Raw genomic sequence first — 25,644 nt, forward strand, 5'->3', positions numbered from 1 at the left:
GTGGGGGATGAAATGACATGATCGTCGTCGAGGACTTGCACAAGCACTTCGGCGGGTTCCATGCGGTTGATGGCGCGTCGCTGGAAATCGCTAAGGGCTCCATAACCGGTTTGATCGGGCCAAACGGCGCCGGAAAAACCACTCTTTTCAACGTGATTGCAGGCGTGCTTGAACCGACCTCCGGCCGGGTCACCATGGACGGTGAGGACATCACCGGCCTGCCGCCGCATGAGCTGTTCCACAAGGGGCTGCTGCGGACGTTCCAGATCGCGCATGAATTTGCGTCGATGACCTGCCGCGAGAACCTGATGATGGTGCCAAGTGCGCAGTCGGGTGAGACGCTGTGGAACACCTGGTTCGGCCGCAAGCGCATTGCGGATGAGGAACGCGCGCTGCGGGCCAAGGCAGATGAGGTTCTGGAATTCCTGACCATCAGCCATATCGCTGATCTGAAGGCCGGTCAGGTCTCGGGCGGGCAGAAGAAACTGCTTGAGCTGGGCCGCACCATGATGGTGGACGCCAAGATCGTCTTCCTCGATGAGGTGGGCGCAGGTGTGAACCGGACCCTGCTCTATACCATTGCCGATGCCATCAAGCGCCTCAACGAGGAGCGCGGCTATACCTTCGTCGTGATCGAGCACGACATGGAGTTCATCGGGCGCCTCTGCGACCCGGTTATCTGCATGGCCGAGGGCAAGAAACTGGCTGAAGGCACGCTGGATCAGATCAAGGCCAACGAGCAGGTGATCGAAGCCTATCTCGGCACCGGCCTGAAAAACAAAGATAAACTGGAGGCTGGAGCATGAGCGACAATCCCTACCAGAACGATCACGGCAATCGTGATGCCTCGATCACCAATCCGCATGGTGTTGGAACGATGCAGCCTGCCCACAGCAAAAGCGGCCCCACACGCAAGGTGGACGGTGGTCCCTTTCTGATCGGTGACACGATGACCGGCGGCTACGGCAAAGGGCCGGATATCCTGCACGACTGCACCATTGCCGTCGATAAGGGCGAGATCGCCGTTATCGTTGGCCCCAATGGTGCCGGGAAATCCACCGCGATGAAAGCTGTGTTCGGGATGCTCGATGTCCGCGCAGGTGCCGTGCGTCTGGACGGCGAGGATATCACCCTGCTGACCCCCCAAGACCGGGTGATCAAGGGCATGGGGTTTGTGCCCCAGACCAGCAATATCTTCACCTCGATGACGGTTGAGGAAAACCTGGAAATGGGTGCCTTCATCCGCACCGATGATTTCCGCGATACCATGGAGCAGGTCTATGAGCTGTTTCCGATCCTGCGTGAAAAACGCAACCAGCCGGCGGGCGAACTCTCCGGGGGTCAGCGCCAGCAGGTGGCCGTTGGCCGCGCGCTGATGACCAAGCCGAAGGTTCTGATGCTGGACGAGCCGACAGCAGGTGTGTCGCCCATCGTCATGGACGAGCTGTTCGACCGTATCATCGAGGTGGCCCGCACCGGCCTGCCGATCCTGATGGTCGAACAAAACGCCAAACAAGCGCTTGAGATCGCGGACAAAGGTTACGTTCTGGTACAGGGCCGCAATGCCTACACCGGCACCGGCCAAGAGCTGCTCGCCGATCCCGAAGTGCGCAAATCTTTCCTTGGGGGCTAAGAGATGGACTTCCTCAACGCCCTTGTGGCGCTTACAAATTTTGTCGGGGTTCCGGCAATCGCTTACGGCAGTCAACTGGCGCTTGGTGCGCTGGGTGTGACGCTGATTTATTCGGTGCTGCGGTTTTCGAATTTTGCCCATGGCGACACTATGGCCTTTGGCACAATGGTGACCATCATCGTGACCTGGTGGTTGCAGTCGATGGGCATCAGCTTTGGCCCGCTGCCAACTGCGCTGCTGGCGCTGCCGCTTGGCATCGTGAGCTGTATGCTTCTGATGCTGGTCACCGATCGCACCGTTTATCGGTTCTACCGGACACAGAAAGCCAAGCCGGTGATTTTTGTCATGGTGTCGCTGGGCGTCATGTTCATGATGAATGGCCTTGTGCGATTTGTCATCGGGCCGGGCGATCAGCGGTTTGCTGACGGCGAACGCTTTCTGATTTCCGCGCGGGATTTCAAGGCGATGACCGGCCTGAGTGAGGGGCTGGCGATCAAGACCACGCAAGGCATCACTGTGGTCACCGCAGTGGTGGTTGTGGCGCTGCTGTTCTGGTTCCTGAACAAGACCCGCACCGGTAAATCCATGCGCGCCTATTCCGACAACGAAGATCTGGCGCTGCTCTCGGGCATCAACCCGGAGCGGGTGGTGATGTATACTTGGCTGATCGTTGCGACCCTCGCGACCATTGCCGGCGTGCTTTATGGTTTGGACAAATCTTTCAAACCCTTCACCTATTTCCAGCTGCTGCTGCCGATCTTTGCCGCCGCTATCGTTGGTGGTCTGGGCAGCCCGGTCGGGGCCATCGCTGGTGGGTTCATCATCGCGTTCTCCGAGGTGACCATCACCTATGCCTGGAAGAAAGTGCTGACCTACGTCGTTCCGGAGTCGTTCGAGCCTGATGGCCTCGTCCAGCTTCTGAGCACGGATTACAAATTCGCCGTGTCCTTTGCGATCCTTGTGGTCGTGCTTCTGTTCAAGCCCACGGGCCTTTTCAAAGGAAAAGTGGTATGAGCGAGACAGTCAAAACCTCCCTGCTGTTTCTGTTTGTTGGCATTCTGATCCTGCTTGAGGGAAGCACAAGCTTTCTGTTTTTCTCCGGATCCTGGAACTCGGCTCTGGTGATCCTCAACATGGGGTTGGTGTCTGCGATCATGGCGATTGGCGTCAATCTTCAGTGGGGCTTTGCCGGTTTGTTCAATGTCGGCATCATGGGCTTTGTGGCGCTTGGTGGTCTGGCCGTTGTGCTGGTCTCTACCGCGCCAACACCGGGCGCGTGGAGCCAGGGCGGTGTCGGGATCATCATGGCCCTGGCCATGGGGGCGATGACGCTGGTCGCGGCCGTTGCAACCATGCGGATGGTCCCTGCCGGTAAGCTGCGCGTTGCGGTGCTGCTGGCGGTGCTGATCGTCGGCTTTGTGGTGTATCGCGCAATCTTCGATCCGGCGGTTGCCGGGGTCGAGGCGATCAACCCGGCGCTGGAGGGCAACCTAGGCGGGCTGGGTCTGCCGGTGCTTCTGGCCTGGCCTGCGGGCGGTCTGCTGGCGGCCGGCGTTGCCTGGCTGATCGGCAAGACGGCCCTCGGTCTGCGGTCTGATTATCTGGCGATTGCGACGCTTGGCATTGCCGAGATCATCATCTCGGTGCTGAAGAACGAGGACTGGCTGTCGCGCGGCGTGAAAAATGTCGTCGGCCTGCCCCGGCCCCTGCCCTATGAGGTCGATCTGCAGAATGATGCGGAGTTTGTCGCCAAGGCGGCGGAGTATGGTCTGGACCCGGTTCTGGCCTCCACGCTCTATGTCAAGCTGGGCTACTCGCTGCTGTTCACCGTCGTGCTGCTGGTGCTGCTGTGGATGGCGCAGATGGCATTGAAGAGCCCCTGGGGCCGGATGATGCGCGCCATTCGCGACAATGAGGTGGCAGCCGAGGCGATGGGCAAGGATGTGACCCGCCGCCATCTGCAAATCTTCATCCTTGGCTCTGCGATCTGTGGCATTGCCGGGGCTATGATGACCACGCTCGACAGCCAGCTGACGCCGGGCACGTATAATCCCTTGCGCTTCACCTTCCTGATCTGGGTGATGGTAATTGTCGGTGGCTCAGGCAATAACTTTGGCGCGGTGCTGGGAGGTCTGCTGATCTGGTTCCTGTGGATCAAGGTTGAGCCGATGGGCATCCTGCTGATCGAGACCCTGACCGCAGGCATGGCCGACACCAATGCGCTGAAGGTTCATCTGCTGGAAAGCGCGTCGCATATGCGTCTGCTGACCATGGGGCTGATCCTGCTGCTGGTGCTGCGTTTCAGCCCTCGTGGCCTGATCCCCGAGCGCTGAGGTCGCAGATCCGCGACCGGTCTGACAGTCGAACCTATGGAAACGCGAAACGCCGCCCGTGGATATGCTCCCCGGGCGGCGTTTTGTTTTGCTCTGGCAGGTCAGGCCTGCTCACCGCCCCTTGAACAGACCGCCGAGGATGCCGCGCACAAGCCGTCGACCGGTGGTGCCTTTCAATTCCTTGATGACCGCCTCCGACATGGCTGAGGCAAAACTGTCGCGTGGTTTTACCCGCCGCGCGGAGGACCGGCTGACCCGGCTGCCAGAATAGCGCCGCCCGGCGTTATATTCGCGTGCCATCGGTTCGGGTGCCGCCTCGGCGTAATCTTCTGCGGCCTCAGCCTCGGCGGCGGCTTTCGCGGCGCGTTCCGCCAGGATTTCATAGGCGGACCGCCGGTCGGTGGTCTGGTCATATTTCCCGGCCATGTCCGAGCTCTGCAAGATTGCCCTGCGGTCCTCAGCGGTGATCGGGCCGAGTTGAGAACTGGGCGGGCGGATCAGCGTGCGCTCAACAACGCCGGGGACACCTTTTTTCTGCAACATCGAGGTAACCGCCTCACCGACGCCGACCTCGCGGATCGCCTCCTCGGTTGAGAACCGTGGATTCTCACGGTAGGTTTCGGCCGCCATGCGCAGGTTTTTCTGGTCGCGCGCGGTGAACGCTCGCAGTGCGTGCTGGATGCGGTTGCCAAGCTGGCCAAGGATGTCTTCCGGCACGTCAGCCGGGTTCTGGGTGATAAAATAGATCCCGACCCCTTTGGAACGGATCAGACGCGCCACCTGTTCCACCTTGTCGATGAGCGCCTTGGGGGCATCATCAAACAGCAGATGCGCCTCGTCGAAGAAAAAGACCAGCCGGGGCTTTTCAGGATCGCCAACCTCTGGCAGCTCCTCGAACAGCTCGCTCAGCAGCCAGAGCAGGAATGTTGCGTATAGTCCCGGCGCCGCCATCAGTTTGTCAGCGGCGAGGATATTGACCATGCCACGCCCGTCAGCGGTGCCGCGCATCAGGTCGCTCAGCGCCAGGGCCGGCTCACCAAAGAGCTGCGCCCCGCCCTGGTTCTCCAGCACCAGCAGCCGCCGCTGGATTGCCCCGATTGAGGCTGTGGAGACATTGCCGTAGCGCAGCGATAGCTGCGCGCGGTTTTCACCCACCCAGACCAGCAGCGCCTGTAGATCCTTCAGGTCCAGCAGCGCCAGACCTTCCTCATCCGCGAGACGGAAGGCGATGTTCAGGATGCCCTCCTGTGCCTCGCTCAGTTCCAACAGCCGCGCCAGCAGCAATGGCCCCATCTCGGCCACGGTCGTCCTGACCGGATGCCCCTGCTCACCGTAGAGGTCCCAGAAGGTGACCGGGCAGGAATGGTAGCGGTAGTCGTCAAAGCCGATTTTGGTCGCCCGGCTGGTAAAGGCATCATGTAGCTTATGGTCGGCGCTGCCGGATTTCGCCAGGCCGGACAGATCGCCCTTCACATCCGACAGGATTACCGGCACGCCGGCATTGGAGAAACTCTCGGCGAGGATCTGTAGCGTGACCGTCTTGCCCGTGCCGGTTGCTCCGGCGATCAACCCGTGACGATTGGCATATTTCAGCGCCAGCGCCTGTGGATCGGCATAGGCTTCGCCACCGCCGCCGATAAAGAGTTTGTCCTGCATGATCTGCCCCTGACTGTTGTGATCCCGCGAAAAATGCGATCGGTCTCAAATGAAAATACAAAATTAACCTTTGAATGCGAGAGTGATAATTGCCCGTCGACCATCATGCGGTTGTGTCGGCGGACATTTCCTCCCTGTCAGACTGGGCCGTGCTTCGGGCACGGCCTTTTTTTTGCGCTCGCGGCCGGCCCGTGGCGATCAGCTGCGCCTTGCGGGCAGGTGTTTTGTGCATATTGCGCGCGCTATGGGCGTAGGCGTCAATTATTCCACCAACTGCGACATTTTTTTCTCTTTCCATGTTGACCGATGGCCGACCCTTTCGTAACGTCCTCCCAATAACTAAGTCGGCCAGTCCGACGGGGAGAAAAAATACGAAAAAGGGGGCAGTTATGCTCCCTTTTTTGTTTTGTTCCAAGCGCTTCCAGTCATGACGCGCGATCCGGTCAATTCCCCGCCAGTGAAGCGGGCAAACATGGTTATTGGCCTGACACCGGGGTTCGGCCATGCTACATCGAATCCGACACCACAGGATAGATGAGGCAATCATGATCAAGTCCCTGACCCCGATGACCCTGGCCGCGCTGATGGCGCTGCCGCTGCCGCTGATGGCGCAGGAGACCGCCGGGGCGGCCGAGACCGAAGAGAGCCAGCCCGCCGCAGATGCCACAGCCACGGAGGCACCAAAAGCCGACGAGGTTCTGGATCTTGGCCAGCCCGTACAGGATGGCCCCAAGCTGGGGCAGCGCTATTCCAAAGAAACCCATGGCGATTGGGATCTGGCCTGCGTCAAAACCGAGGAAGAAACCGATCCCTGTTCGCTGTTGCAGATCATGTCCGACGACAGCGGCAATCCGATGGCGGAGTTTTCGCTGTTCCGGATTGATCAGGAAGGCAGCCAGGCTGTCGCCGGTGCGACGGTGATCGTGCCGCTTGAAACCTTGCTGCCGGCCGCGCTGACCATTTCCATCGATGGCGCCCCCGGCAAGCGGTATAATTATTCCTTCTGTAGCCCAATGGGCTGCGTCGCCCAGATCGGGCTGACCGAGACCGATATCGCCGCGTTCAAAAAGGGCAAGATCGCCACGCTGAGCCTGCGGCCCGCACCGGCGCCGGATCAGGTGATCAATATGGAGCTGTCGCTCAGCGGGTTTACCGCCGGTTACAATGTCGTGGACGTTGTGAAGCAATAAACATTCGGTGCGGCAAACAGAAAGCCGCTGTCCAGAAAACGATCACCGCCGCACCCTGGATCAGGATGCGGCGGTTTTTTTCGGCTCTGCGGCTGGCGATCGCTCAGATCTTGCGCAGGGCAAGCACCGCGTTCAGCCCGCCAAAGGCAAAGGCATTGCTGAGGGCGACGGTCACGTTGGCCTGCCGTGCCTCATTCGGAACCACGTCCAGCGCGCATTCCGGATCAGGTTCCTCATAACCGATGGTTGGCGCAACGATACCGTCACGCAGCGCCATGATGCAGGCCAGCAGTTCGACCGCTCCGGTGCCGCCGATCAGATGGCCGTGCATGGATTTGGTCGAGGACATCATCAGATTATCCGCATGGGGCCCAAAGACATCCGCCACGGCCGCGCATTCCGTTTTGTCGTTGGCGGCGGTTCCGGTGCCATGGGCGTTGACGTAGCCGACGTCCTCGGGGTTGACCTTTGCGTCCTGCAGCGCGCCGGCAATGGCGCGCGCGGCGCCCTGTTTGCTGGGCATGACGATATCTGCCGCATCCGAGGACATGGCAAAGCCAATGACCTCGCAGATGATATCGGCGCCGCGGGCGCGGGCGTGATCATAGTTTTCAAAAACGAAGATCCCGGCCCCCTCGCCCTGCACCATGCCGTTGCGGTTGGCACTGAATGGGCGGCAGGCATCCCGTGACATGACCCGCAGCCCTTCCCAGGCTTTGACCCCACCAAAGCAGAGCATCGATTCAGATCCACCGGTGATCATCACCGGCGCCATCCCGGAGCGGACCATCTGAAACGCCTGGGCCATGGCATGATTTGAAGAGGCGCAGGCTGTCGAGACGGTAAAGCTCGGCCCCTTCAGATTATGTTCCATCGAGACATGGCTGGCTGCGGCATTGTTCATAAGCTTGGGCACGACAAAGGGGTGGACCCGGTTTTTGCCGTCCTCGTAAACCGAGCGATAATTGTCGTCCCAGGTCGAGACCCCGCCGCCGGCCGTCCCAAGCACCACGCCGGATTTCTGCGACAGCTCGCCGTGAAACTCCAGCCCCGACTGCTCAATCGCCTCTTTTGCGGCGGTCAGCGTGAATTGGGTGAAACGATCATAAAGGCTCATCTGTTGCCGGTTGAACCGGCCCTCGGCCTCAAACCCGCGCACCTGTCCGCCGATGCGGATCGACAGGCGGTCAACGTCGCGAAAATCGAGTTCTCCGATGCCACAGCGACCTTCGGCCATTGAGGCCAGCGTGTCGGCCACCGTATGGCCAAGGGCGTTGATTGTCCCCATGCCAGTGATGACAACCCGGTTCATCTTGTGCCTCCAACCCCGCTGAACATCGTTATTTTTCGGCGATCAGCTTATCAATGCCGACGATGATCGCAGCGACATTGGAGATGTCGAAATCGCTCTTGTCCGGTTCATTTGCGTTGAAGGGGATGGTGATGTCGAACTCTTCCTCAATGGCAAAGATACTCTCGACAAGGCCAAGGCTATCGATACCGAGGTCTTCCAATGTGCTGTCGAGTGTCACATCCGATGGTTCCAGCACAGCCTGTTCGGCGATGATGGCGATGACCTTGTCCTGCGTGCTCATGAGGGATCCCTGATCAGTGGTATTTTGCGTCATGTAAGTGGTGCGCCGTTATTTGAAAACCGCCTTCTTCAGCGCCTCGATGTCGCGCATCAGACGGCCCAGACGCCGCTGCCCCTTATACATCTCGGTATGTGTCTCCATTTTGACAGCGGGATAGCCCATCACCACACGGCCTGCGGGCACGTTTGACAGGATCTTGGTTCCGCCCCCGGCAATCACCCCGTCACCGATAAAGATATTGTCGGCAACCCCGGTCTGACCGCCCAGAACCACGTTGTTGCCAATATCGACGGAGCCTGAAATCCCGGTCTGACCACAAAGCAGACAGTCCCGACCAACGCGGGTGTTATGGCCAATATGAACGAGGTTATCGAGCTTGCTGCCGCTACCGATCACGGTGTTGCGGATGGTGCCATTATCAATGGTGCAATTGGTGCCGAGTTCGACGTCATCGCCAATCTCGACTGCGCCGAGCGAATGGATCCGCAGCCAGCTCTGCGCCTTGCTATCGCCTTGATCGCCCATGGTTTTGCGCGCAGTTTCCACGCCGGAGACCTCCGGTGTCACATAGGAAAACCCGTCGCCGCCAATCCGTGCGCCGGGCTGGGCGCGAAAGCGATCACCGATGATGGCACGGGCACCAATGCTGACAGCTTCGCGCAGCTGCGCCTCGGTGCCGATGGTGACATCCGCCCCGATGTAGCACTGCGGGCCAATCACTGACCCTGCGCCGATCCGCGCACCTGCGGCGATCACCGCCATAGGGCCGACGGAGACATTCTCGCCCAGTTCTGCGGAGGGGGCGATCACAGCGCTGGGGTGAATTCCATCGCCAAAGCCCTGTCCCTGGTCCAGCAGCCGGGTCACACCGCCCATCGCGAGGCGCGGGCGCGGGGCAAAGATGGCGGCCTTCAGCCCCATTGCCTGCCAGTCGGCGCCCTCCCAGACCAATCCGACGCGGGCGCTGCCTTCGTTCAGGGTTTCGGCGTATTTCGGGGCCATGGCCATGGCCAGATCATCGGGGCCTGCATCCTGCGGTTCAGCGGCGCGCTGCACCACCAGGTCCAGATCTCCTGCGGCCTCTGCCTGAAGAGAGGCGGCTATTTCGCGGACTGTAAACATGTCGGGCCCTTCCGGTCTGTTGCCTTTGGGCCCGAGGATTACCCTTGTACGCCCGGCAACACCACCCCTGCCCGTTCCAACGCGGCCCATACCTTGGCGTCACGACCGTAGATGTCGCGACGGTATTCGGGCTGCCCTTTTGAGGACACAAAGGCGGTCCGATAGATGATATGCACCGGAACCTTCTGATCAAGAACCACCTTGGTCTCCTTGCCGCTGTTCAGAATACGGTGAAAGAAATCCTTTGGGTTTTCAGTCTGGCGAGCCAACAAAGCGTAAGCAAATTCAAATGGTTGCGCGAGCCGGATGCAGCCATGTGAGAAGGCGCGGACCTCACGCTGGAACAGGCTCTTCTGCGGTGTGTCATGCAGATAGATATTGTATTTGTTCGGGAACATGAACTTCACCAGCCCCAGCGCGTTCTTGCTGCTGGGTGGCTGGCGCATGGCAAAGGGGAAGGTGCGCGCGGTATATTTGGAGAAATCAGCGGTTGCGCGATTCACCTTGCGGCCCCGACTGTCGGTGATTTCGATATGGCTCACCGCGTTTGGGTTGCTGCGCAGTTTGGGCAGATATTCCTTGGTCACGATGGACCGGGGCACGTACCAGCTGGGATTGATCACCATATGCTCCATCTCGTCAGAGAATTCCGGCGAGCGTCGGTCGGCATTGTCCTTGCCGATGACCGAGCGGGTCACAAAGGTCACTTCGCCATTGTCGATGATCTTTGCGGTGAAATCGGTCTGATTGACCAGAATATGACGGTTGCCGCGATCCGGGGTCAGCCAGCGTTCGCGCTCCATCGCTACCAGAACGGATTTGAGCCGGTCCGAAACCGGTTTGTTAATTTCCGCGATTGTCCCGCCACCGGCGACCCCATCGGCGGTCAGCCCGTGATCGGATTGGAACGCCTGCACGGCCTGCTCCAGCGCGCCATCGTAGCTGCGCGCTGCGCTGCGTGGCAGATACCCCATCGCAATAAGACGATTGCGCAGGGCAATCACCGCGGGGCCATTGTCGCCACGTTCCAGTTTCTGTGCCGCAACCCGTGGGCCCCAGCCGCCGGCCGCCTGCAGCTTTTCCAGTCGCATCTTCTCACGCAGCAGCGCTTGATACTGGGCGCTTTGCGGCGCCAGGCTGCGCAGATAGGCCACAGGAGACTGATCACGGATCCCGATCAGATAGGCGGCGAAATCCGGTTGGTGTTTCTCGCGGACGATACCGTCGTCGATCCGGCGCGGTTCAAGTAGACCTGTTTGCAGGTCGCTGGCATAGCCCACCAGCGCGCGGCTCATCGCGACTTCGGCACGACCGAGGTCACGGGTGGTCCGAACCTGGCTCAGCAGCTCCATCAGCGCATCTATTTCGGCGCTGCGATCCGGAAGCCCGTGAACCGGGGCCTCCTGCAGGGCGCGAAACAGAGCTGCGCGCCGGATGCGCGCGGCATCATCGCTGCCGGTCCAGATCGCAGCATAGCCCGTTTCGCGGTAAAACGCGGCAACCGGGTCGCTCGCTGAGGCCGCTTCGGCAACCGCCTGTTTGAACGCCGTCACCTCTGCCCTGGCACCGGAGGGCATGGCAAGGGCAACCCCGCCCAGTGCAAGTGCAAAAACTCCCGCCTTCAGCGTCGGGCCAACGGTCGAAATGGCACGGGTCATCAACACAGGCGACATATGGGTACGGTCCTCAAATGAATTGCTTTTCACAGTCTGCAGTTGCCTACATGAAATCCTGGTGAACGCCAGCCCCTGCTGTCCATTCACATTTTAAACAGCGCAAACAGGCAACAGGCACCTGCGTCTTATCGGTCTCAATTACCGCCACTCGGGCCGTGATCGCCACGACACATTGAGGGGAAATTAACCATTTATTTCCCTTTTGCGCAAAAAATTGCCGAAAATCACAGTTCATGTCGAGCTGCAACATTCAAAACTTGGCGCGCGATTCTGTATGTGCAATACAGTTCTCGCGTGGAAACAGGACCACACCCTGTCCGTAACATCGGGCACAGGCAGAGACATCAGGCGTACGGGACAGCGCAGTGACAATGGCTAAAACTGAAAAATCGGGTTTCTCCCGTCGTGCTCTATTGGGTGCGTTCGCGGCAACAACCATGGTCGCCGCTCCGACCTTCTCCAATGCAGCGGGCTTCCTGCGCGGCGCAGGTGATATCCGGCGGATCCGGATGTACTCAGGCCGCACCGGTGAGCGGATCGACATGGTGTATTGGATCGACGGCAAATACATCAAGGATGCGATCAAGGAAGTGAACCACTTCATGCGCGACTGGCGCAACGATCAGGTCAAGGAAATCGACCTGCGTACGATCGACATCATGGCCGCCTCCCACAATCTTCTTGATGTGAATGAACCCTATATGATGCTGTCGGGCTACCGCAGCCCGAAAACCAACGCGATGCTGCGCAGCCGCTCGCGCGGGGTTGCGAAGAACTCGCTTCACATGCGCGGCCAGGCCGCTGACCTGCGGCTCTCCTCGCGCTCCGTATCGCAGATGGCGAAAGCCGCGATGGCCTGCCGTGCCGGTGGCGTTGGCAAATACAGCGGCTCGAATTTCGTTCATATGGACTGCGGTGTTGTCCGCAGCTGGAACGGCTAAACAGCCTGCCTCGCCTGTTCTCGTGTCCCGAGCCTCTGCAAGCCCATGTTGCCCGACAACATGGGTTTTTTGCTGTGCTCTGACGTCTGAATTAAGCGAGTTTCCCGCGCGCACCATAGTCTGTCCAATGTCCATACTCTGCATAATCATACAGATCACAAACGCCTGAATTGAATTATGGTTCCCATGTTTTTTGCCATTGCAGAGCCACCGCGCGGCAGCTATACGACGCATATAGGCACCTGTAGCTCAGCTGGATAGAGCGCTGCCCTCCGAAGGCAGAGGCCAGAGGTTCGAATCCTCTCAGGTGCGCCATCTCTCACACCATATTTCGCATATGCAACGATGCCGCTGGCGCCTGTGTGCTGTGCTTGTGTTGCGCGGGCTGTGTGGCAAGGGCTTGCCGGTCCAAGGGCCATAAGTGGACGCTGTTGCGCCCTCGCACTATTATTGGTTAATCCCGACAAATCCGGGGCGGGAGAGAGCGGCCTGCGTCCATTCAGGAATGGTTTTACCCGTGGGTCGCTCGTTTTAGCGCCAATCGGGACGCCGCAGCCCCGCGCCATACAGCTTGCGAAACAACTGGATTTCCAGGCAAAAAAAGAGGCCAGACCAGTGGTCTGACCTCTCATAGCTTGTATGGGCGGCGTGTCAGGCGCGACGGCGACGGCTGCCGGCGCGACCACCGCGACCACGGCTTTCCTCGCCCTCTTTTGCGGGCTCTTTGTTGGCCTTGATCCATTCACCACCGTGAGGATCGTTGTTGGTCAACAGGTTGGCGGCGCGGATCGCTTCCATCTCCTTGCCCGGACGTGGCTTGGTGGATCCAAGACCGAACATCTGAACAAAGGCCTCGTCTTCCATGCCCTCGGGCAGGATGATCCCGGCGGCCTCTACTTCGGCTCTCTTTTCGGCAATCTTCTTCTGGGTTACCGGCAGTGCCACCGGGTTCATGATCGCAGAGGTCATCCCCGCGCCCATCGCCATCGGCAGGAAGGCATTGTTGATGCCGTGACGGTTCGGCAGGCCAAAGGAGACGTTCGAGGCACCACAGGTGGTGTTCACGCCCAGTTCTTCACGCAGACGGCGAACCAGTGCAAAGACCTGCTGGCCTGCGGTCGCCATCGCGCCAATCGGCATCACCAGCGGGTCAACCACGATGTCATGGGCAGGAATGCCGAAATCTGCGGCGCGCTCGACGATCTTCTTGGCGACGGCAAAGCGGACGTCGGGATCTTCGGAGATGCCGGTGTCGTCGTTGGAAATGGCCACGACCGGCACGTTGTACTTTTTGACCAGCGGCAGCACGTGCTCCAGGCGCTCTTCCTCGCCGGTGACCGAGTTCAGCAGCGGACGGCCCTCGGCGGCCTGCAGACCGGCTTCAAGCGCGCCGGGCACCGAGGAGTCGATGCAGAGCGGCGTGTCGGTAAGACCTTGCACCAGCTGGACGATCTTGGTCATCAGCGGCGGCTCGGTCTCGTTCGGGTTCGGGTTGGAGTTGTAGACAACGCCCGCGTTGATATCGAGGATGTTGGCGCCGGCCATCACCTGCGCAATCGCGTCTTGTTCAACGGTGGAGAAATCGCCGGCTTCCAACTCGGCCGCGAGTTTCTTGCGGCCTGTGGGGTTGATCCGTTCGCCGATCACACAGAACGGCTCATCAAATCCCAGGATTGCGGTTTTTGTCTTAGATTCTACGACGGTACGGGTCATTTTTTATCCTTGGGAATTGACCGGCTGCGCTGCTGCGCCGCCGTTGTTGATGGCCCAGGTGGCGTTGGTCTTGATGCCACCCAGCGGGAAGAAATGCACATTGGTGATGTTGAAATCGGGGTTGGCGGCCTTGTGGGCAGCCAGCTCGGCAATCACATCTGTCGGCTCATAGGGCAGCAGCAGCTTGGAGACATCCATCGCGCGCTTTTGCAGCACCTTGAGGGACGGTCCAACACCGCAGGCGATGGCGAATTTGATCAGCGTCTGCAGTTTGGCCGGGCCGGCAATGCCGATATGGATCGGCAGATCTACGCCTGCGGCCTTGATGCTGTCGGCCCATTCGATGATCGGCTTCGCCTCAAAGGCGAACTGGGTTGCCAGCGCCATCTTCGCATCGGTGCGTTCGGAGAATTTCTGTTTCCACAGAAGCGCATCCGAGACGTTCTTCATGCTGCCGTCAGGATCGATATCCTTGTTGCCTTCGGGGTGGCCCGCGACATGCAGGTTGGTGAACCCGGCCTTGTCGAACAATCCGGTTTCCAAGAGCTGCATGGAGCTGTCAAAGGCACCATGAGGTTTGGCAACACCACCGGCCAGCAACAGCGCCTGCTTGACATCGGCCTCCCCCTGATAGCGGGCGATCCAGTCGGCCAGCGTGGCCTCGTCCTGGATGATCCGCGCGGGAAAATGCGGCATCACCGGGTAGCCTTCGGCATTGAGCCGCTTGGCGGTTTCCACCATTTCCTCGATCGGCGTACCTTCGATATGGGCGATGTAGACGCGGGTGCCTGCGGGCAGCAGATCGCGGAAGCTCTCGACCTTGGCAGCGGTACGGGGCATCACCTCGATCGAGTAGTTTTCCAGAAAGGCCTCGACCTCGGGGCTGCTGGGCTGCGCTACGCCAGCATCGCGTTTCTTGAAGTTCAACAAAGCCATCGTGGCCTCCCAAAAAGATGTCAGGCTCATGCCCATCCGTCGTTAGCGATCAGTGTCTTGAGCCGGTCCTGATCATAATCCGCTTCCAGACGCTTGGCCTCGGCCTCGGCGATATCGGCCGGTTCACCATCCATGGCGTAGGGCGCAGCCTTGCGCCATTCCGCGAGATAGGCGTCGGCGTCCTTCGCGTTCACCTTCATTGCCGCACGGTCGATGGCTTGTTCAAACCGCTCTTCCAATTGACGTTTGGCCCCGCGACGGCCTTTGCCGACGATGATCTGTGCTGGGATGTCGCGCCAATATACGATGGTGACGTCGGGCATTGCCTGAGCTTCCTTTGCGTCTGTGTAGTTGCGTTTCTAGTGTGGCATCGCCGGGCGCGTTCGTCGGATTTCGACCTGACATTGGTTCTGAGCGACCTTTTCCGGGTCGCTTCTGGATAGCAATGGCGGGCCGGGCTGGCTACCGGGCAGCGCCCTCATAATATTCAACAGCTTTATGAATTTGATCGGCAAAGCGCTCAAAACCGTTCAAGAAACGTCAATTCGTCAATCGGCAAATCGTCATCGGGGCATTCGGGCCACCTTGCACGTGGCGGTCAGCCCACATATGCTTGGATCAACACGATTATCGGAGGGCGTGAATCATGGCGCCCAGGCGTTCCAAAGGTGCGGGCGCATTTCCCCGAGTGGTAGAGAGCCCTGCACCGGCCCGCCCAGATCCTGATGCGCTCTATGCGGCGCTCGATCTGGGGACAAATAGCTGCCGGATGCTGATTGCCCAACCCAAGGGCAGCGGCTTCCATGTGGTGGACAGCTTTTCAAAATCGGTGCAGCTTGGCGCCGGTTTGGAGCGGACCGGGCGCTTGTCGCGCGCGTCGATGGCGCGCACCATCCAGGCTCTGCGTATCTGCCAGCAAAAGCTCAAACGTAACCGGGTGAAACGGATGCGGCTGGTCGCGACCGAGGCCTGTCGTCGGGCGAAGAACGCGCGAGAGTTCATTCGTCAGGTGCGCCGCGAGACCGGTCTGACGCTGGAGATCATCCAACCCGAGGAAGAAGCGCGTCTGGCAGTGATTTCCTGCGCGCCTTTGGTGTCGACGAAGACGGATCAGCTGCTGGTGGTCGATATTGGCGGCGGCTCCACCGAACTGGTCTGGATCGACATCTCCTCGATCCCGCGCCGCGACCGGCCATCGGCGATTATGCGACTGCACGCAGGGTTTCATCCCGTTGAAAGCCCCTTCCCCGCGGCCAAGGTTGTTGACTGGATCTCAGTGCCACTTGGGGTCGCGACGCTGCGCGATCAGTTCCACGACGTCGAGGATGACGCGGCCCGTTTTGCCCTGATGAGCTGGTTCTTTGAAGAGAACCTCGCCGATTTTGCGCCCTATAAGGACGAGCAGACCCGACAGGGCTTTCAGATCGTTGGCACCTCTGGCACCGTCACCACCGTTGCCGCCTCGCATCTGGGGCTGAAACGCTATGACCGGACCAAGGTGGACGGGCTGCGCATGACCAGCGATCAGATTGACAAGGTTATCCGCTCTTATTTAGAACTCGGCCCTCAGGGGCGCCGCAGCGACCCGCGTATTGGCGAAGACCGTCAGGCGCTGATCATGTCAGGGGCGGCAATTCTACAGGCGCTCTTGCGGTGCTGGCCGACGGACAGGTTGTCCGTTGCGGACCGGGGCCTGCGCGAAGGCCTGCTTTATGCACAGATGAGCGCCGACGGCGTTCTGGAAGACGGGCCGTTCTGACGGCCACACACAGGATATGAGCGTCCGACAGTTGGCCCCGATGCGGCCACGGACGACAGGGAACAGCAAATATGGCAAAGACACCCACGGGAAAAACACCCACTGGCAAGAACACCTCCGGGCGCGGACAGCGTGACCTGAAGGTCAAGGTCAAGACTGCCCGTGGGCGTAAACTCAGCTCCACCCGCTGGTTGCAGCGGCAGTTGAACGACCCTTATGTGAAACGCGCCCAGGCCGAAGGCTACCGTGGGCGCGCGGCCTATAAGATCATGGAAGTCGACGATAAATTCCGCTTCCTTGTGAATGGCGCGCGGGTGGTCGATCTGGGCTGCGCCCCGGGCGGCTGGGCGCAGGTAGCGGTGAAGCGGATCAATGCGCTGGGGGAAAAGCCGGGTAAGGCGGTAGGCCGCATCATCGGCGTTGATCTGCAGGAGGTCGAGCCGCTGGCGGGTGCCGAGTTCCACCAGCTGGATTTCATGGACGAAGGGGCCGACGACAAGGTCAAGGAATGGCTTGGTGGCAAGGCAGATGTGGTGATGTCGGATATGGCAGCTGCCAGTTCCGGTCACAAGCAGACCGACCATTTGCGGATTATCTCGCTTTGTGAAACCGCGGCCTATTTTGCCTTCGACGTTCTGGAAGAAGGCGGTACCTTCGTGGCCAAGGTATTGGCCGGCGGGGCCGAGGGTGATCTGCAAAAGCTGCTGAAGCAGAAATTCACCAAGGTTTTCCACGTCAAACCGCCATCGTCACGTTCGGACAGTTCGGAAAAATTCGTGGTTGCAACCGGGTTTCGCGGTGAGCCTTCGGATGCGTCTGACGATTGATCTCTAACCGGGCTGTGGCCGAGCGCATGGCAACCGCCGCCCTGCCCCGGCTTTCAGGTCTGGGCGATCAGCTGCCGCGCTGAGCGGTGCTGGAAAACGACCGCAGCGCCAGCGCCTGCAAGGCGATGGTTTCCAGTGAGGTGCCTTCAGCGCGCAGCGTCACGCGCGGGCTGTCCTTCTCGATGCGATGAGGCGCCGCGACAGGCTGTTTCAGCAGGCGTTGCACCAATTGGCGGGGCGGAAGTTTGCTTTGCAAAAGACGCATCAGTTCCTCGTACCGTATGAGCGTTCGGGCTGTTCTCATCGAAGAATAGACCGGCCACTGGGCCAGCATCGTGGCTCAATTGTGGCAGAACTGCCTTATTGTTGCGATTTTCGAAACAATTTCACTTCAGGCACGGGCAGGTGCACTCGGACGGTTGCAAACGCCAGCGACAGGTCAGGAGGTTGGATGCAGCAGCACCCCGTTGAGTTCCGCGCCAAGGATCAGAATGGCTGAGTTCAGATAGAGAAAGATCAGCGCCGCCATAGCCCCCGCCAGCCCTGCATAGGTGGCCGAATAGGCCGCAAAACTGCTGATGTAGATGGCAAAGGCGAGGCCGGCCGCCCACCACAGCACCACTGTCAGCAGCACCCCCGGTAGCACCTGGGAGAGCCGGTGACGCTTCGCCGGAAGCAGCATGTGGAAGGCAAACACAGCAACGAGCGGGATCACCGCAACCAGAACCCCGTTCAGACCGCCCTCCCAGTTGCCTCTCAGCGGGACTTGCGGGAAGAAACTGGCCAGATGGCGCGCATAAAGCGGCAGGATCAGCTCAAACACCGCCGCCGCCATAATGCCCGCGCCCCCCAGGATCACCAGACCAATGCACAGGCCCCGGGTCTTCCAGAACGGCCTGGTATCGCGTTCATGATAGGCCTGCACCATTGCCAGACGCACCGCATCCACCCCGTTGGAGGCAAAGTAGATAGCGATGACACCACCTAGCGTGACCACCCCGGTGGAAGATGTGGCAAGCACCGAATAGACCTCCCGCACGATGGGATCCGAGACGCTTTCCGGCCAGGAGCCAAAGACCAGCTCCACCAGGTTTTCCAGATCAACCCCGCCCGACAGTGACCCCGCCACCGCACCGGTGAGCGCCACGGTAAAAAGGATAAAGGGAAACAAGGCGAGCATCAGCGACATGGCGATATGGCTGCTCAGCACCCAGCCGTTCTTGTCGTTGAACCGCTTGGCGGCCAGATACAACGCATAGGCGCCGGGTTTCACATAGGGTCGCATGCTCATGGCCTGACGGTCTCATAGCTCGCTTCAAAAAACCAGCCCTTTCAGGGAGATATAGCCAAACCCATCCGCCGGATGTAGGTTTGGCCAGAAGATATGCGACAGGGAGCGCGGCGATGGCCTGGATTGCGATAAGCACATCGGCAGTGCTGATGATGTGGGTGCTTGCGGGTCTGGCCTCTCTGAAGGCGGCCCGCACCGCCCGCACGCCGCAAGGGGCGATCGGCTGGGTGGTATTTTTGCTGTCCGCTCCGCTGGTGGCGCTGCCGCTCTATCTGTTTTTCGGGCAACGCCGGTTTTCGAGGTATCGCGCCACCCGGCGCGAGGCGGAGCGGGTCTTGAACGCGCTGCGCGTCTACTCAGATCTTCACACACAGGACCGCGATCAATTGGCCGCGAACCAGGCCCCCTTCGAACGGTTGGCCGGTTATCCGGTCTGCCGGGGCAACGGGTTTGAGCTGCTCAAAAACGGCTCTGAAATCGCCGATGCGATTATCGAGTCCATTGATGCGGCAGAGGATTACGTTCTGGTCCATTTCTACATCGTGCGCAATGACAAGATCGGACAGCGGTTCAAGACCGCCTTGCTTGACGCACGCGCGCGCGGCGTTGCTGTCTGGTTCATGACGGATGCGGTAGGCAGTCACGGGCTGTCAAACCGATACCGCGAGGCGTTGGAGGCGGCAGGTGTCAATCAGGTTGACCCCAGCACCCGCCCCGGCCCGAAACATCGGTTTCACCTGAACTTCAGGAACCATCGCAAGACGGTCATCGTCGATGGGCGTGTCGGCTTTACGGGCGGAATGAATATCGGCGATGAATACATGGGGCGCGACCCGGCCTTTGGCGCTTGGCGCGATACGCAGGTGCGGTTGACCGGTCCGGTCGTGCAGCAGCTACAGCTGGGCTATGCGGAGGATTGGTTCTGGTTGACCGAGGATCCGATCCTTGACCTGCTGACCTGGGACTGCGCCCCGGTTGAGGGCACAGGCAAACCCGCGCTGGTGGTCGAAACCGGGCCGGGAGACAGTACGATCAACGGCTCGATGCTGTATTTCTCTGCCATCTCCGCAGCGCGTTCCCGGATCTGGCTTGCCTCGCCTTATTTCGTGCCGGATCAGGATGTTGTGGCTGCGTTGAAGAACGCCGCCATGCGCGGGGTCGATGTGCGTATCCTTTTGCCCGAGACTGCGGATCACTACGCACCCTGGCTGGCTGCCTACGCCTATTTTGACGACCTGCGCGAGGTTGGTGTCAAAATCTATCGGTATCAGGCCGGATTTGTGCACCAGAAGGTTTTTGTCGTGGATGATACCATCGCGGCGGTGGGCACGATGAACCTCGACAACCGTTCTTTCCGGCTGAATTTTGAGAGTATGGCGCTGTGCTTTGATGCGGAAACGGCAGAACAGGTGGCGCAGATGCTGGATGAGGACATGGCATCGTCAATGCTGCTGGAGACGGATCTGGACGCGCAACCGGTGACCATCCGCTTTGGTGCGCCTGTCGCGCGCCTGCTGGCGCCAATCCTGTAGGGCACCACGCCGGAGGTTACGGGTCAGCGCACTCTCACCGGCGCGGTATCTTCCAGCAGAAACACCTCTCGCAATGCAGCCACCAGAAACGCCGTGCTGATGCCAAAGGCAAAGAGCCCGGTAACCGCGCCGAACGCGGCAAAGATCCGCATCCCCTCGCCAAGGACGATATCGCCGTAGCCGAGGGTGGTATAGGTCGCGAGCGAGAAATAAATAGCAGTATTCCAGTCACCTATGGCACCAGAGAAAATCAGCGCCGTGGCCCAGATCCAGACCTGCAGCGTATGGGCAAAGACGATTAGCCCGATCGCAACCGCCAGCACTGCGCTCATCTGCACAAAGCGCCGCCCACGTTGCAGCACGCCAAGCCGCCTGCGCAGAACATGGATGCAGAACACCAGCAACCCAGCCTCCACGACAAGGCAGATCCCGAGGTACAGGCTGCCGAGCAGCAGCTGCTGGATGAGTGTCATGTCCCTGCCCTCATTCGTTGACCTTGCGCCGATGGATCTGTCGGTCAGCCGCGATCGGCTCTGCTCACGGCTCCGGTTTTGGCGCAGTCTACGAAATCAGCGCTGCGACATGCAATCGCGATAGTATTGTTTGACCAGCCGCTTGCGCTGCGCCTCGGGCGTGTTGAAGTAATCATCGCGGTCCTCGGCTTCGGAACCGCTGCGTGATCTCGCGCGGCGCAGCTTGCCCTCCTGCACACTGATCCCGATCCGAACTGTCCCGGAGAAAGTGATCCCGGCGCGATCATTGCCCAGCCGCAGACCGTCAGGGGCATCACTGCGCGGCGCGCCGGCGTAGGCCTCCGCCCGGCTGCGGCAGAGCGCTTCGCGGCTGCCGGATGCCGTTTGCGCCACGGCGACCTCCGTCAGTGGGACCGCTGCCAGAGCGGCCAGAATGGCAGGTGCCAGACCTCGCGATGACCAGCGGAATGGCAGTGAGAACAGCGACATGGCATAGCCTTTGTTGAGCCCAACCCCATTATTGCATGGGCAAGCTTCAAATGGGGCCTACATCAGGGCGCGTCAATGTTATCTGTTGTCTTGGGCCGGGATCCCCGGAAAGGTCAGCCTGCAAGATCAGCCTGTCTGGTCGCCGGATGTATCGCGGTGCAGTCGCACAAACCATAACAGCCGCAAGGGGTTATACGTCGATGCTAATCATTGAGGAGGTCAGCAAGTCCTATTCGGGGCCGTCCGGTGCTGTTCCGGTTTTGGACCGTGTCTCGCTGGATCTGGCCGCCGGGTGCAGCCTCGCACTCACCGGAGACAGCGGATCCGGCAAAAGCACGTTGCTGCATCTGGCGGCCGCGCTGGATCAGTTCGACCGCGGCCGCATAGTGGTGGATGATGTTTCCCTCGCCGAGCTGGATGACACCGGGCGCGCGGCGCTGCGGCGACGACATGTGTCCCTTGTGTTTCAGCAGTTCAACCTGATCCCGGCCCTGACCGTTGGTCAGAACATCAGCCTGCATGCCCGGCTGGCCGACACGGTTGATGCCCCTTGGATCGAGGCATTGACCCGTCGGCTGGGGCTGGCCGAACTACAGGGGCGCTACCCCGAACAGCTGTCTGGCGGACAGCAGCAGCGGGTCGCTATTGCCCGCGCGCTGGCGCTGCGCCCAAAGCTGCTGCTGGCGGATGAGCCGACCGGTAATCTGGACGAAACGTCAAGTGCTTCGGTCATGGAGCTGATGCTGGATCTCGTGCGGGAAACTGGCGCGGCGCTGCTGCTCGTCACCCATTCGCAGGCCATTGCGGGCTTGCTAGACAGGCAAATCCACCTCAGCAATGGCCGCCTGCGTGAGGCCGGGACATGAGAGCGGCTGCATTCTCCGCGATCCTGTCTCACTGGCGCCAGCACCCGCTGCAATTGGCCATGCTGATCACCGGTCTCGCGCTGGCCACCGCGCTCTGGTCTGCGGTGCAGGCGATCAATGCCGAGGCGCGTGCAAGCTATGCCGAAGCCGCAGCGCGCATCTCCCCGTCCGGACAAAGATATCTCGTAAATCCAGAGGGAGATATTAATATTTCCCAATATGTTGCGCTGCGACGTGAAGGTTGGCAGCTCTCGCCGATACTGATCGGTGACCTCACAAACCAACAAACAGGCTCCGGCCGAAGGCGCCTTGAAATGGTGGGCATTGATATCCTCTCGCATCCGATGATGGAGCGGCTGAGCGAAGCCGGAACCGCAACGGAATCCGACGGCGACACATCCGTGGCGCTTTCCCCGGCGGATCTGCTGCTGGCACCTGGTCACCTGTTCTTGCACCCCGAGACGGATGTGACCGGCCTCGATCTTGATCTGCCTCCGACAACGCGCAGCACAGCGGTTCCCCGAGACGTTTTGATCAGTGACATAGCGACTGCGGCGCGACTGCTCGCGCGACCGGATGCGATCAGCCGCCTGATGGTGCTGGATGCGCAACCCAGCGGGCTCAGATCGCTGGGCGAACTGGTGCCTGACCTGCGTTTGCAGAGCGCATCAACCGGCGCGGATACGGCGCAGCTCACCCGCAGTTTTCACCTCAACCTCACCGCCTTTGGGCTGCTGTCCTTTGCGGTGGGCCTGTTCATCGTACAGGGCACCATCGCATTGGGGATTGAGCAGAGACGCGGCATGTTCCGCAGCCTGCGCAGTTTAGGGTTACCGCTCAACACTTTGGTCTGGCTTGTTTTTACTGAACTACTGGCTATCACGCTTGTGGCGGCGTTGCTTGGCCTGATCCTTGGCTATCTGATCGCGGCGGCTCTCCTTCCCGGTGTCAGCGCAACCCTTTCGGGGCTATATGGCGCCTCGGTCGACGGCAGCCTGAACCTGCGTCCGGGTTGGGTGCTTTCTGGCCTTGCGATGGCCTTGGCGGGCATGATGCTGGCCGGTGGTCAAAGCTGGTACAGCCTGTCACGATTGCCCATTCTCGCAGCGCCAGCGGCAACCGCGCGCGGTCAGCAGGCGCTGCGTGGCCATCGGCTCTCTGCTGCGACCGGTGCGCTGATGGTGCTGGCGGCTGCAGCAATCCCGGTGCTGTTCGACGGGCTGCTGGCTGGCTTTGTCTTTCTCGGCTGTCTGATGCTGGGGGCCGCGCTGCTGCTGCCGCTGGCGCTGTCGCGGCTGGCCTTGGTCGGAACCCGAATGGCGCGTGGCCCGGTGACGCTCTGGTTATGGGCGGACATGCGCGCGCAGCTGCCGGGTCTGTCGCTGGCGCTGATGGCACTCCTTCTGGCGCTGGCGACAAATATCGGTGTTGGCACAATGGTTTCCAGCTTTCGCCTCACCTTCCTTGGCTGGCTAGATCAACGGCTGGCCTCGGAGCTCTATATGACGCTTCCGCGCGACGAGATGGCCGATGAGGTGCTGCCCTGGCTGGCGGAGAGGGGTATCCGCGCCCTGCCAATCCGCCACAGTGATGAGCGCTACAGCGGCGCCCCGATGGACGTTTACGGTGTGGTCGATGATTCCACCTATCGCGACAACTGGCCGCTGTTGCAGGCCGATGCAACCGTCTGGCAGCAGGTGGCCGACGGCAGCGGTGCGCTGATCAACGAACAGCTGGCGCGCCGTGGCGACCTGGAAACCGGAGATCTGCTGCAGATTGCACCGGATTGGAACATGCGGATAGCAGGCGTCTATTCCGACTATGGCAACCCCAACCCGCAGGCGATTGTCGGTCTCGCCACCCTGCTGGAGCATCGCCCGCTGATCGAGAACCGCCGTTTCGGCCTGCGTCTGCCGGTTGAGGACGTGGCGCGCCTGCGCCGTCAGCTGCAACAGGATTTCGATCTGCCGTCCAGTGCTTTCATCGACCAGAGCGCGCTTAAACGGCAGTCGCTGGCGATTTTTGACCGTACTTTTGTCGTGACCGGAGCGCTGAACCTGCTGACCTTCGGCGTCGCTGGCTTTGCAATGCTGACCAGCCTGCTGACGCTCTGGAGTCAACGTCTGCCGCAGCTGGCGCCGATCTGGGCGATGGGGCTGACACGCCGTCAACTGGCCAGATATGAACTTCTGCGCAGCGTGATCCTGGCCGGGCTGACGGCCCTGCTTGCCCTGCCTCTCGGCCTGCTGCTGGGCTGGGCATTGCTCGCGGTTGTCAATGTCGAAGCCTTCGGCTGGCGCCTGCCGATGTTTCTGTTTCCGCTGGACTGGCTAAGGCTGTTCCTGATGGCGCTGGCGGCGGCCGCGCTGGCGGCGGCCCTGCCGGCACGGCGGCTGTCAAAGCTGAAACCCGCCGATCTGCTGAGGGTCTTTGCCAGTGAACGTTAAGCCTGCTCTCCAAGCGATTTTCTGCGGCCTTGTCGCGGTGCTGGTGCTGGTCATCCGGCTTGCCGGTCCGGCTGCGGCGCAGGGGTATGCCGGGCTCGGAACCGAGGTGGACGGGTTTGCAGTACCTGCACGCGGCACCCAGCTGGTTTTCCCGCGTGATCACGGCGCCCACCCCGAGTTCCGCATCGAGTGGTGGTATCTGACCGCCAATCTGACCGGAGATGACGGGCGTGACTACGGGGTTCAGTGGACGCTGTTCCGGTCTGCCCTGCAACCGGGTGATGCCCGTTCGATGCCGACCGCATCCGCCTGGGAAGACCCCCAGATCTGGATGGGCCACGCCGGTCTGACGACGCCCGACGCCCATTTTCACGCCGAGCGGCTGGCGCGGGGTGGCATTGGGCAGGCCGGTGTCACCACCGCTCCGTTTGAGGCCTATATCGACGATTGGTTCATGCGCGGCCGCGATGCCGGTCTGGATGCGCTGAGCCTGCGCGCGACCGGGCAGGATTTTCGCTATGATCTCTCTCTCACAGCCAATGGTCCCTTGGTCTTGCAGGGGGATGGCGGCTATTCGGTGAAATCGGCGGATGGACAGGCCAGCTACTATTATTCCCAGCCGCACTATCAGCTGAGCGGCACATTGCAGCTGCCCGGCGGCCCGGTGCAGGTGACCGGAGAAGGCTGGCTGGACCGTGAATGGTCAAGTCAGCCCCTGTCTGAGGATCAGAGCGGCTGGGACTGGTTTTCGCTGCGCTTTGATAGTGGCGAAAAGCTGATGGGGTTTCAGTTGCGGGGCAGCAGCCTGTTCACCTCAGGCACATGGATCGCAGCCGATGGCGCGCCCTCTCCGCTGGAGCCGGGGCATCTTCAGGCGACGCCGCGCGGGCTGACACAGGTTGCCGGTCGCGCGGTCCCAACGGAGTGGAACCTGCGCCTGCCCGAACGCGGCCTCGATATCGAAGTCACCGCGCTGAACCCGCAGGCTTGGATGGCGATGTCCTTTCCCTATTGGGAGGGACCGGTGCGGATCACCGGCAGCCACAGCGGTAAGGGATATCTGGAGATGACAGGTTACGCGCCGCCACCCGACTAAAGGCAGACCGGGCGCATGGGCGACGGAAAAAGGGGCGCCCGATCGGACGCCCCTAAAATAAGGAGATAT

General features: G+C 60.7%; 24 protein-coding genes and 1 tRNA gene. 13 read left to right on the top strand and 12 right to left on the bottom strand.

Going from position 1 to position 25,644, the window contains the following annotated elements:
* The first annotated feature begins 17 nt into the window (after positions 1-17).
* Genes WLQ66_RS06785 through WLQ66_RS06800 form a run of 4 tightly spaced genes read left to right on the top strand, consistent with a single transcriptional unit; the run spans position 18 to position 3,966 of the window.
* On the top strand, positions 18-806 hold the full coding sequence (locus tag WLQ66_RS06785) for an ABC transporter ATP-binding protein (RefSeq protein WP_340545586.1): 789 nt from the start codon (positions 18-20) through the stop codon (positions 804-806).
* Positions 803-1,633 carry an ABC transporter ATP-binding protein gene (locus tag WLQ66_RS06790; RefSeq protein WP_340545587.1) on the top strand — a complete coding sequence of 277 codons (831 nt, stop codon included), beginning with the start codon at positions 803-805 and terminating at the stop codon, positions 1,631-1,633. The genes WLQ66_RS06785 and WLQ66_RS06790 overlap by 4 nt, the downstream gene beginning before the upstream one ends.
* 3 nt (positions 1,634-1,636) lie before the next feature.
* Positions 1,637-2,647 carry a branched-chain amino acid ABC transporter permease gene (locus WLQ66_RS06795; RefSeq protein WP_340545588.1) on the top strand — a complete coding sequence of 337 codons (1,011 nt, stop codon included), beginning with the start codon at positions 1,637-1,639 and terminating at the stop codon, positions 2,645-2,647.
* Entirely contained in the window at positions 2,644-3,966 is a 1,323-nt protein-coding gene (locus WLQ66_RS06800; protein WP_340545589.1) for a branched-chain amino acid ABC transporter permease, read from the top strand. The genes WLQ66_RS06795 and WLQ66_RS06800 overlap by 4 nt, the downstream gene beginning before the upstream one ends.
* A 111-nt stretch (positions 3,967-4,077) precedes the next feature.
* Here WLQ66_RS06800 and WLQ66_RS06805 read toward each other — a convergent pair whose 3' ends face one another.
* The gene (locus WLQ66_RS06805) at positions 4,078-5,622 is read right to left on the bottom strand and encodes a helicase HerA-like domain-containing protein (protein ID WP_340545590.1); all 1,545 of its coding nucleotides are present in this window, start codon (positions 5,620-5,622) and stop codon (positions 4,078-4,080) included.
* A 545-nt stretch (positions 5,623-6,167) separates the two neighbouring features.
* Here WLQ66_RS06805 and WLQ66_RS06810 point away from each other — a divergent pair.
* On the top strand, positions 6,168-6,812 hold the full coding sequence (locus WLQ66_RS06810) for an invasion associated locus B family protein (RefSeq protein ID WP_340545591.1): 645 nt from the start codon (positions 6,168-6,170) through the stop codon (positions 6,810-6,812).
* 103 nt (positions 6,813-6,915) lie between these two features.
* Here the strand turns inward: WLQ66_RS06810 and WLQ66_RS06815 are convergent, their stop codons facing one another.
* The 4 genes from WLQ66_RS06815 to WLQ66_RS06830 are packed head-to-tail and all read right to left on the bottom strand — an operon-like array spanning position 6,916 to position 11,202.
* On the bottom strand, positions 6,916-8,124 hold the full coding sequence (locus WLQ66_RS06815) for a beta-ketoacyl-[acyl-carrier-protein] synthase family protein (RefSeq protein ID WP_340545592.1): 1,209 nt from the start codon (positions 8,122-8,124) through the stop codon (positions 6,916-6,918).
* A 28-nt stretch (positions 8,125-8,152) separates the two neighbouring features.
* Positions 8,153-8,407, bottom strand: coding sequence for an acyl carrier protein (locus WLQ66_RS06820; protein WP_340545593.1), 255 nt, complete (start codon positions 8,405-8,407; stop codon positions 8,153-8,155).
* Positions 8,408-8,455: 48 nt separating this feature from the next.
* On the bottom strand, positions 8,456-9,529 hold the full coding sequence (gene lpxD, locus WLQ66_RS06825) for a UDP-3-O-(3-hydroxymyristoyl)glucosamine N-acyltransferase (RefSeq protein WP_340545594.1): 1,074 nt from the start codon (positions 9,527-9,529) through the stop codon (positions 8,456-8,458).
* A 38-nt stretch (positions 9,530-9,567) separates the two neighbouring features.
* Positions 9,568-11,202 carry a L,D-transpeptidase family protein gene (locus tag WLQ66_RS06830; RefSeq protein ID WP_340545595.1) on the bottom strand — a complete coding sequence of 545 codons (1,635 nt, stop codon included), beginning with the start codon at positions 11,200-11,202 and terminating at the stop codon, positions 9,568-9,570.
* A gap of 374 nt (positions 11,203-11,576) precedes the next feature.
* On the opposite strand from WLQ66_RS06830, the gene mepK reads away from it, so the two are divergent.
* Positions 11,577-12,146, top strand: a complete 570-nt coding sequence (mepK, locus tag WLQ66_RS06835) for a peptidoglycan L,D-endopeptidase MepK (protein ID WP_340545596.1) — start codon at positions 11,577-11,579, stop codon at positions 12,144-12,146.
* Positions 12,147-12,384: 238 nt separating this feature from the next.
* Positions 12,385-12,461 (top strand) — tRNA-Arg (locus WLQ66_RS06840).
* 336 nt (positions 12,462-12,797) lie between these two features.
* Here WLQ66_RS06840 and WLQ66_RS06845 read toward each other — a convergent pair.
* From WLQ66_RS06845 to WLQ66_RS06855, 3 genes are read right to left on the bottom strand one after another with little or no spacing between them, the layout of a single operon-like run.
* Positions 12,798-13,859, bottom strand: coding sequence for a methyltetrahydrofolate cobalamin methyltransferase (locus WLQ66_RS06845; protein WP_340545597.1), 1,062 nt, complete (start codon positions 13,857-13,859; stop codon positions 12,798-12,800).
* A 3-nt stretch (positions 13,860-13,862) separates the two neighbouring features.
* Complete coding sequence (locus tag WLQ66_RS06850; RefSeq protein ID WP_340545598.1) at positions 13,863-14,795, bottom strand: methylenetetrahydrofolate reductase; 933 nt, start codon at positions 14,793-14,795, stop codon at positions 13,863-13,865.
* A gap of 26 nt (positions 14,796-14,821) precedes the next feature.
* A complete protein-coding gene (locus WLQ66_RS06855) occupies positions 14,822-15,118 on the bottom strand; it encodes a virulence factor (protein ID WP_340545599.1) in 297 nt (98 codons plus the stop codon).
* A 323-nt stretch (positions 15,119-15,441) separates the two neighbouring features.
* Here WLQ66_RS06855 and WLQ66_RS06860 point away from each other — a divergent pair, with 323 nt between their 5' ends.
* Positions 15,442-16,554 carry a Ppx/GppA phosphatase family protein gene (locus WLQ66_RS06860; protein ID WP_340545600.1) on the top strand — a complete coding sequence of 371 codons (1,113 nt, stop codon included), beginning with the start codon at positions 15,442-15,444 and terminating at the stop codon, positions 16,552-16,554.
* A gap of 71 nt (positions 16,555-16,625) precedes the next feature.
* A complete protein-coding gene (locus tag WLQ66_RS06865; protein WP_340545601.1) occupies positions 16,626-17,381 on the top strand; it encodes an RlmE family RNA methyltransferase in 756 nt (251 codons plus the stop codon).
* A 67-nt stretch (positions 17,382-17,448) separates the two neighbouring features.
* Here the strand turns inward: WLQ66_RS06865 and WLQ66_RS06870 are convergent, their stop codons facing one another.
* Complete coding sequence (locus WLQ66_RS06870) at positions 17,449-17,646, bottom strand: hypothetical protein (RefSeq protein WP_340545602.1); 198 nt, start codon at positions 17,644-17,646, stop codon at positions 17,449-17,451.
* A gap of 174 nt (positions 17,647-17,820) precedes the next feature.
* Positions 17,821-18,672: a YihY/virulence factor BrkB family protein gene (locus WLQ66_RS06875; RefSeq protein ID WP_340545603.1), complete on the bottom strand. Its 852-nt coding sequence runs from the start codon at positions 18,670-18,672 to the stop codon at positions 17,821-17,823.
* A gap of 113 nt (positions 18,673-18,785) precedes the next feature.
* On the opposite strand from WLQ66_RS06875, the gene cls reads away from it, so the two are divergent.
* Positions 18,786-20,204 carry a cardiolipin synthase gene (cls, locus tag WLQ66_RS06880; RefSeq protein WP_340545604.1) on the top strand — a complete coding sequence of 473 codons (1,419 nt, stop codon included), beginning with the start codon at positions 18,786-18,788 and terminating at the stop codon, positions 20,202-20,204.
* Between the two features lie 23 nt (positions 20,205-20,227).
* Here the strand turns inward: cls and WLQ66_RS06885 are convergent, their stop codons facing one another.
* Both WLQ66_RS06885 and WLQ66_RS06890 read right to left on the bottom strand, forming a co-directional pair.
* Positions 20,228-20,677, bottom strand: coding sequence for an ion channel (locus WLQ66_RS06885; RefSeq protein ID WP_340545605.1), 450 nt, complete (start codon positions 20,675-20,677; stop codon positions 20,228-20,230).
* Positions 20,678-20,773: 96 nt separating this feature from the next.
* Positions 20,774-21,166, bottom strand: coding sequence for a hypothetical protein (locus WLQ66_RS06890; RefSeq protein WP_340545606.1), 393 nt, complete (start codon positions 21,164-21,166; stop codon positions 20,774-20,776).
* A 200-nt stretch (positions 21,167-21,366) separates the two neighbouring features.
* Here WLQ66_RS06890 and WLQ66_RS06895 point away from each other — a divergent pair, with 200 nt between their 5' ends.
* The 3 genes from WLQ66_RS06895 to WLQ66_RS06905 are packed head-to-tail and all read left to right on the top strand — an operon-like array spanning position 21,367 to position 25,575.
* Positions 21,367-22,032: an ABC transporter ATP-binding protein gene (locus WLQ66_RS06895; RefSeq protein ID WP_340545607.1), complete on the top strand. Its 666-nt coding sequence runs from the start codon at positions 21,367-21,369 to the stop codon at positions 22,030-22,032.
* Complete coding sequence (locus WLQ66_RS06900) at positions 22,029-24,479, top strand: FtsX-like permease family protein (RefSeq protein ID WP_340545608.1); 2,451 nt, start codon at positions 22,029-22,031, stop codon at positions 24,477-24,479. Before WLQ66_RS06895 ends, WLQ66_RS06900 begins: the two co-directional genes overlap by 4 nt.
* Positions 24,469-25,575, top strand: coding sequence for a lipocalin-like domain-containing protein (locus tag WLQ66_RS06905; protein WP_340545609.1), 1,107 nt, complete (start codon positions 24,469-24,471; stop codon positions 25,573-25,575). Before WLQ66_RS06900 ends, WLQ66_RS06905 begins: the two co-directional genes overlap by 11 nt.
* Positions 25,576-25,644 lie beyond the last annotated feature (69 nt).

The organism is Phaeobacter sp. A36a-5a (assembly GCF_037911135.1).
Lineage (GTDB): Bacteria > Pseudomonadota > Alphaproteobacteria > Rhodobacterales > Rhodobacteraceae > Phaeobacter > Phaeobacter bryozoorum.

Coding starts and splice junctions, on each gene's coding strand:
- WLQ66_RS06785 (WP_340545586.1), top strand. CDS start 18: ATGATCGTCGTCGAGGACTTGCACAAGCACTTCGGCGGGTTCCATGCG.
- WLQ66_RS06790 (WP_340545587.1), top strand. CDS start 803: ATGAGCGACAATCCCTACCAGAACGATCACGGCAATCGTGATGCCTCG.
- WLQ66_RS06795 (WP_340545588.1), top strand. CDS start 1,637: ATGGACTTCCTCAACGCCCTTGTGGCGCTTACAAATTTTGTCGGGGTT.
- WLQ66_RS06800 (WP_340545589.1), top strand. CDS start 2,644: ATGAGCGAGACAGTCAAAACCTCCCTGCTGTTTCTGTTTGTTGGCATT.
- WLQ66_RS06805 (WP_340545590.1), bottom strand. CDS start 5,622: ATGCAGGACAAACTCTTTATCGGCGGCGGTGGCGAAGCCTATGCCGAT.
- WLQ66_RS06810 (WP_340545591.1), top strand. CDS start 6,168: ATGATCAAGTCCCTGACCCCGATGACCCTGGCCGCGCTGATGGCGCTG.
- WLQ66_RS06815 (WP_340545592.1), bottom strand. CDS start 8,124: ATGAACCGGGTTGTCATCACTGGCATGGGGACAATCAACGCCCTTGGC.
- WLQ66_RS06820 (WP_340545593.1), bottom strand. CDS start 8,407: ATGAGCACGCAGGACAAGGTCATCGCCATCATCGCCGAACAGGCTGTG.
- lpxD (WP_340545594.1), bottom strand. CDS start 9,529: ATGTTTACAGTCCGCGAAATAGCCGCCTCTCTTCAGGCAGAGGCCGCA.
- WLQ66_RS06830 (WP_340545595.1), bottom strand. CDS start 11,202: ATGTCGCCTGTGTTGATGACCCGTGCCATTTCGACCGTTGGCCCGACG.
- mepK (WP_340545596.1), top strand. CDS start 11,577: ATGGCTAAAACTGAAAAATCGGGTTTCTCCCGTCGTGCTCTATTGGGT.
- WLQ66_RS06845 (WP_340545597.1), bottom strand. CDS start 13,859: ATGACCCGTACCGTCGTAGAATCTAAGACAAAAACCGCAATCCTGGGA.
- WLQ66_RS06850 (WP_340545598.1), bottom strand. CDS start 14,795: ATGGCTTTGTTGAACTTCAAGAAACGCGATGCTGGCGTAGCGCAGCCC.
- WLQ66_RS06855 (WP_340545599.1), bottom strand. CDS start 15,118: ATGCCCGACGTCACCATCGTATATTGGCGCGACATCCCAGCACAGATC.
- WLQ66_RS06860 (WP_340545600.1), top strand. CDS start 15,442: ATGGCGCCCAGGCGTTCCAAAGGTGCGGGCGCATTTCCCCGAGTGGTA.
- WLQ66_RS06865 (WP_340545601.1), top strand. CDS start 16,626: ATGGCAAAGACACCCACGGGAAAAACACCCACTGGCAAGAACACCTCC.
- WLQ66_RS06870 (WP_340545602.1), bottom strand. CDS start 17,646: ATGCGTCTTTTGCAAAGCAAACTTCCGCCCCGCCAATTGGTGCAACGC.
- WLQ66_RS06875 (WP_340545603.1), bottom strand. CDS start 18,672: ATGAGCATGCGACCCTATGTGAAACCCGGCGCCTATGCGTTGTATCTG.
- cls (WP_340545604.1), top strand. CDS start 18,786: ATGGCCTGGATTGCGATAAGCACATCGGCAGTGCTGATGATGTGGGTG.
- WLQ66_RS06885 (WP_340545605.1), bottom strand. CDS start 20,677: ATGACACTCATCCAGCAGCTGCTGCTCGGCAGCCTGTACCTCGGGATC.
- WLQ66_RS06890 (WP_340545606.1), bottom strand. CDS start 21,166: ATGTCGCTGTTCTCACTGCCATTCCGCTGGTCATCGCGAGGTCTGGCA.
- WLQ66_RS06895 (WP_340545607.1), top strand. CDS start 21,367: ATGCTAATCATTGAGGAGGTCAGCAAGTCCTATTCGGGGCCGTCCGGT.
- WLQ66_RS06900 (WP_340545608.1), top strand. CDS start 22,029: ATGAGAGCGGCTGCATTCTCCGCGATCCTGTCTCACTGGCGCCAGCAC.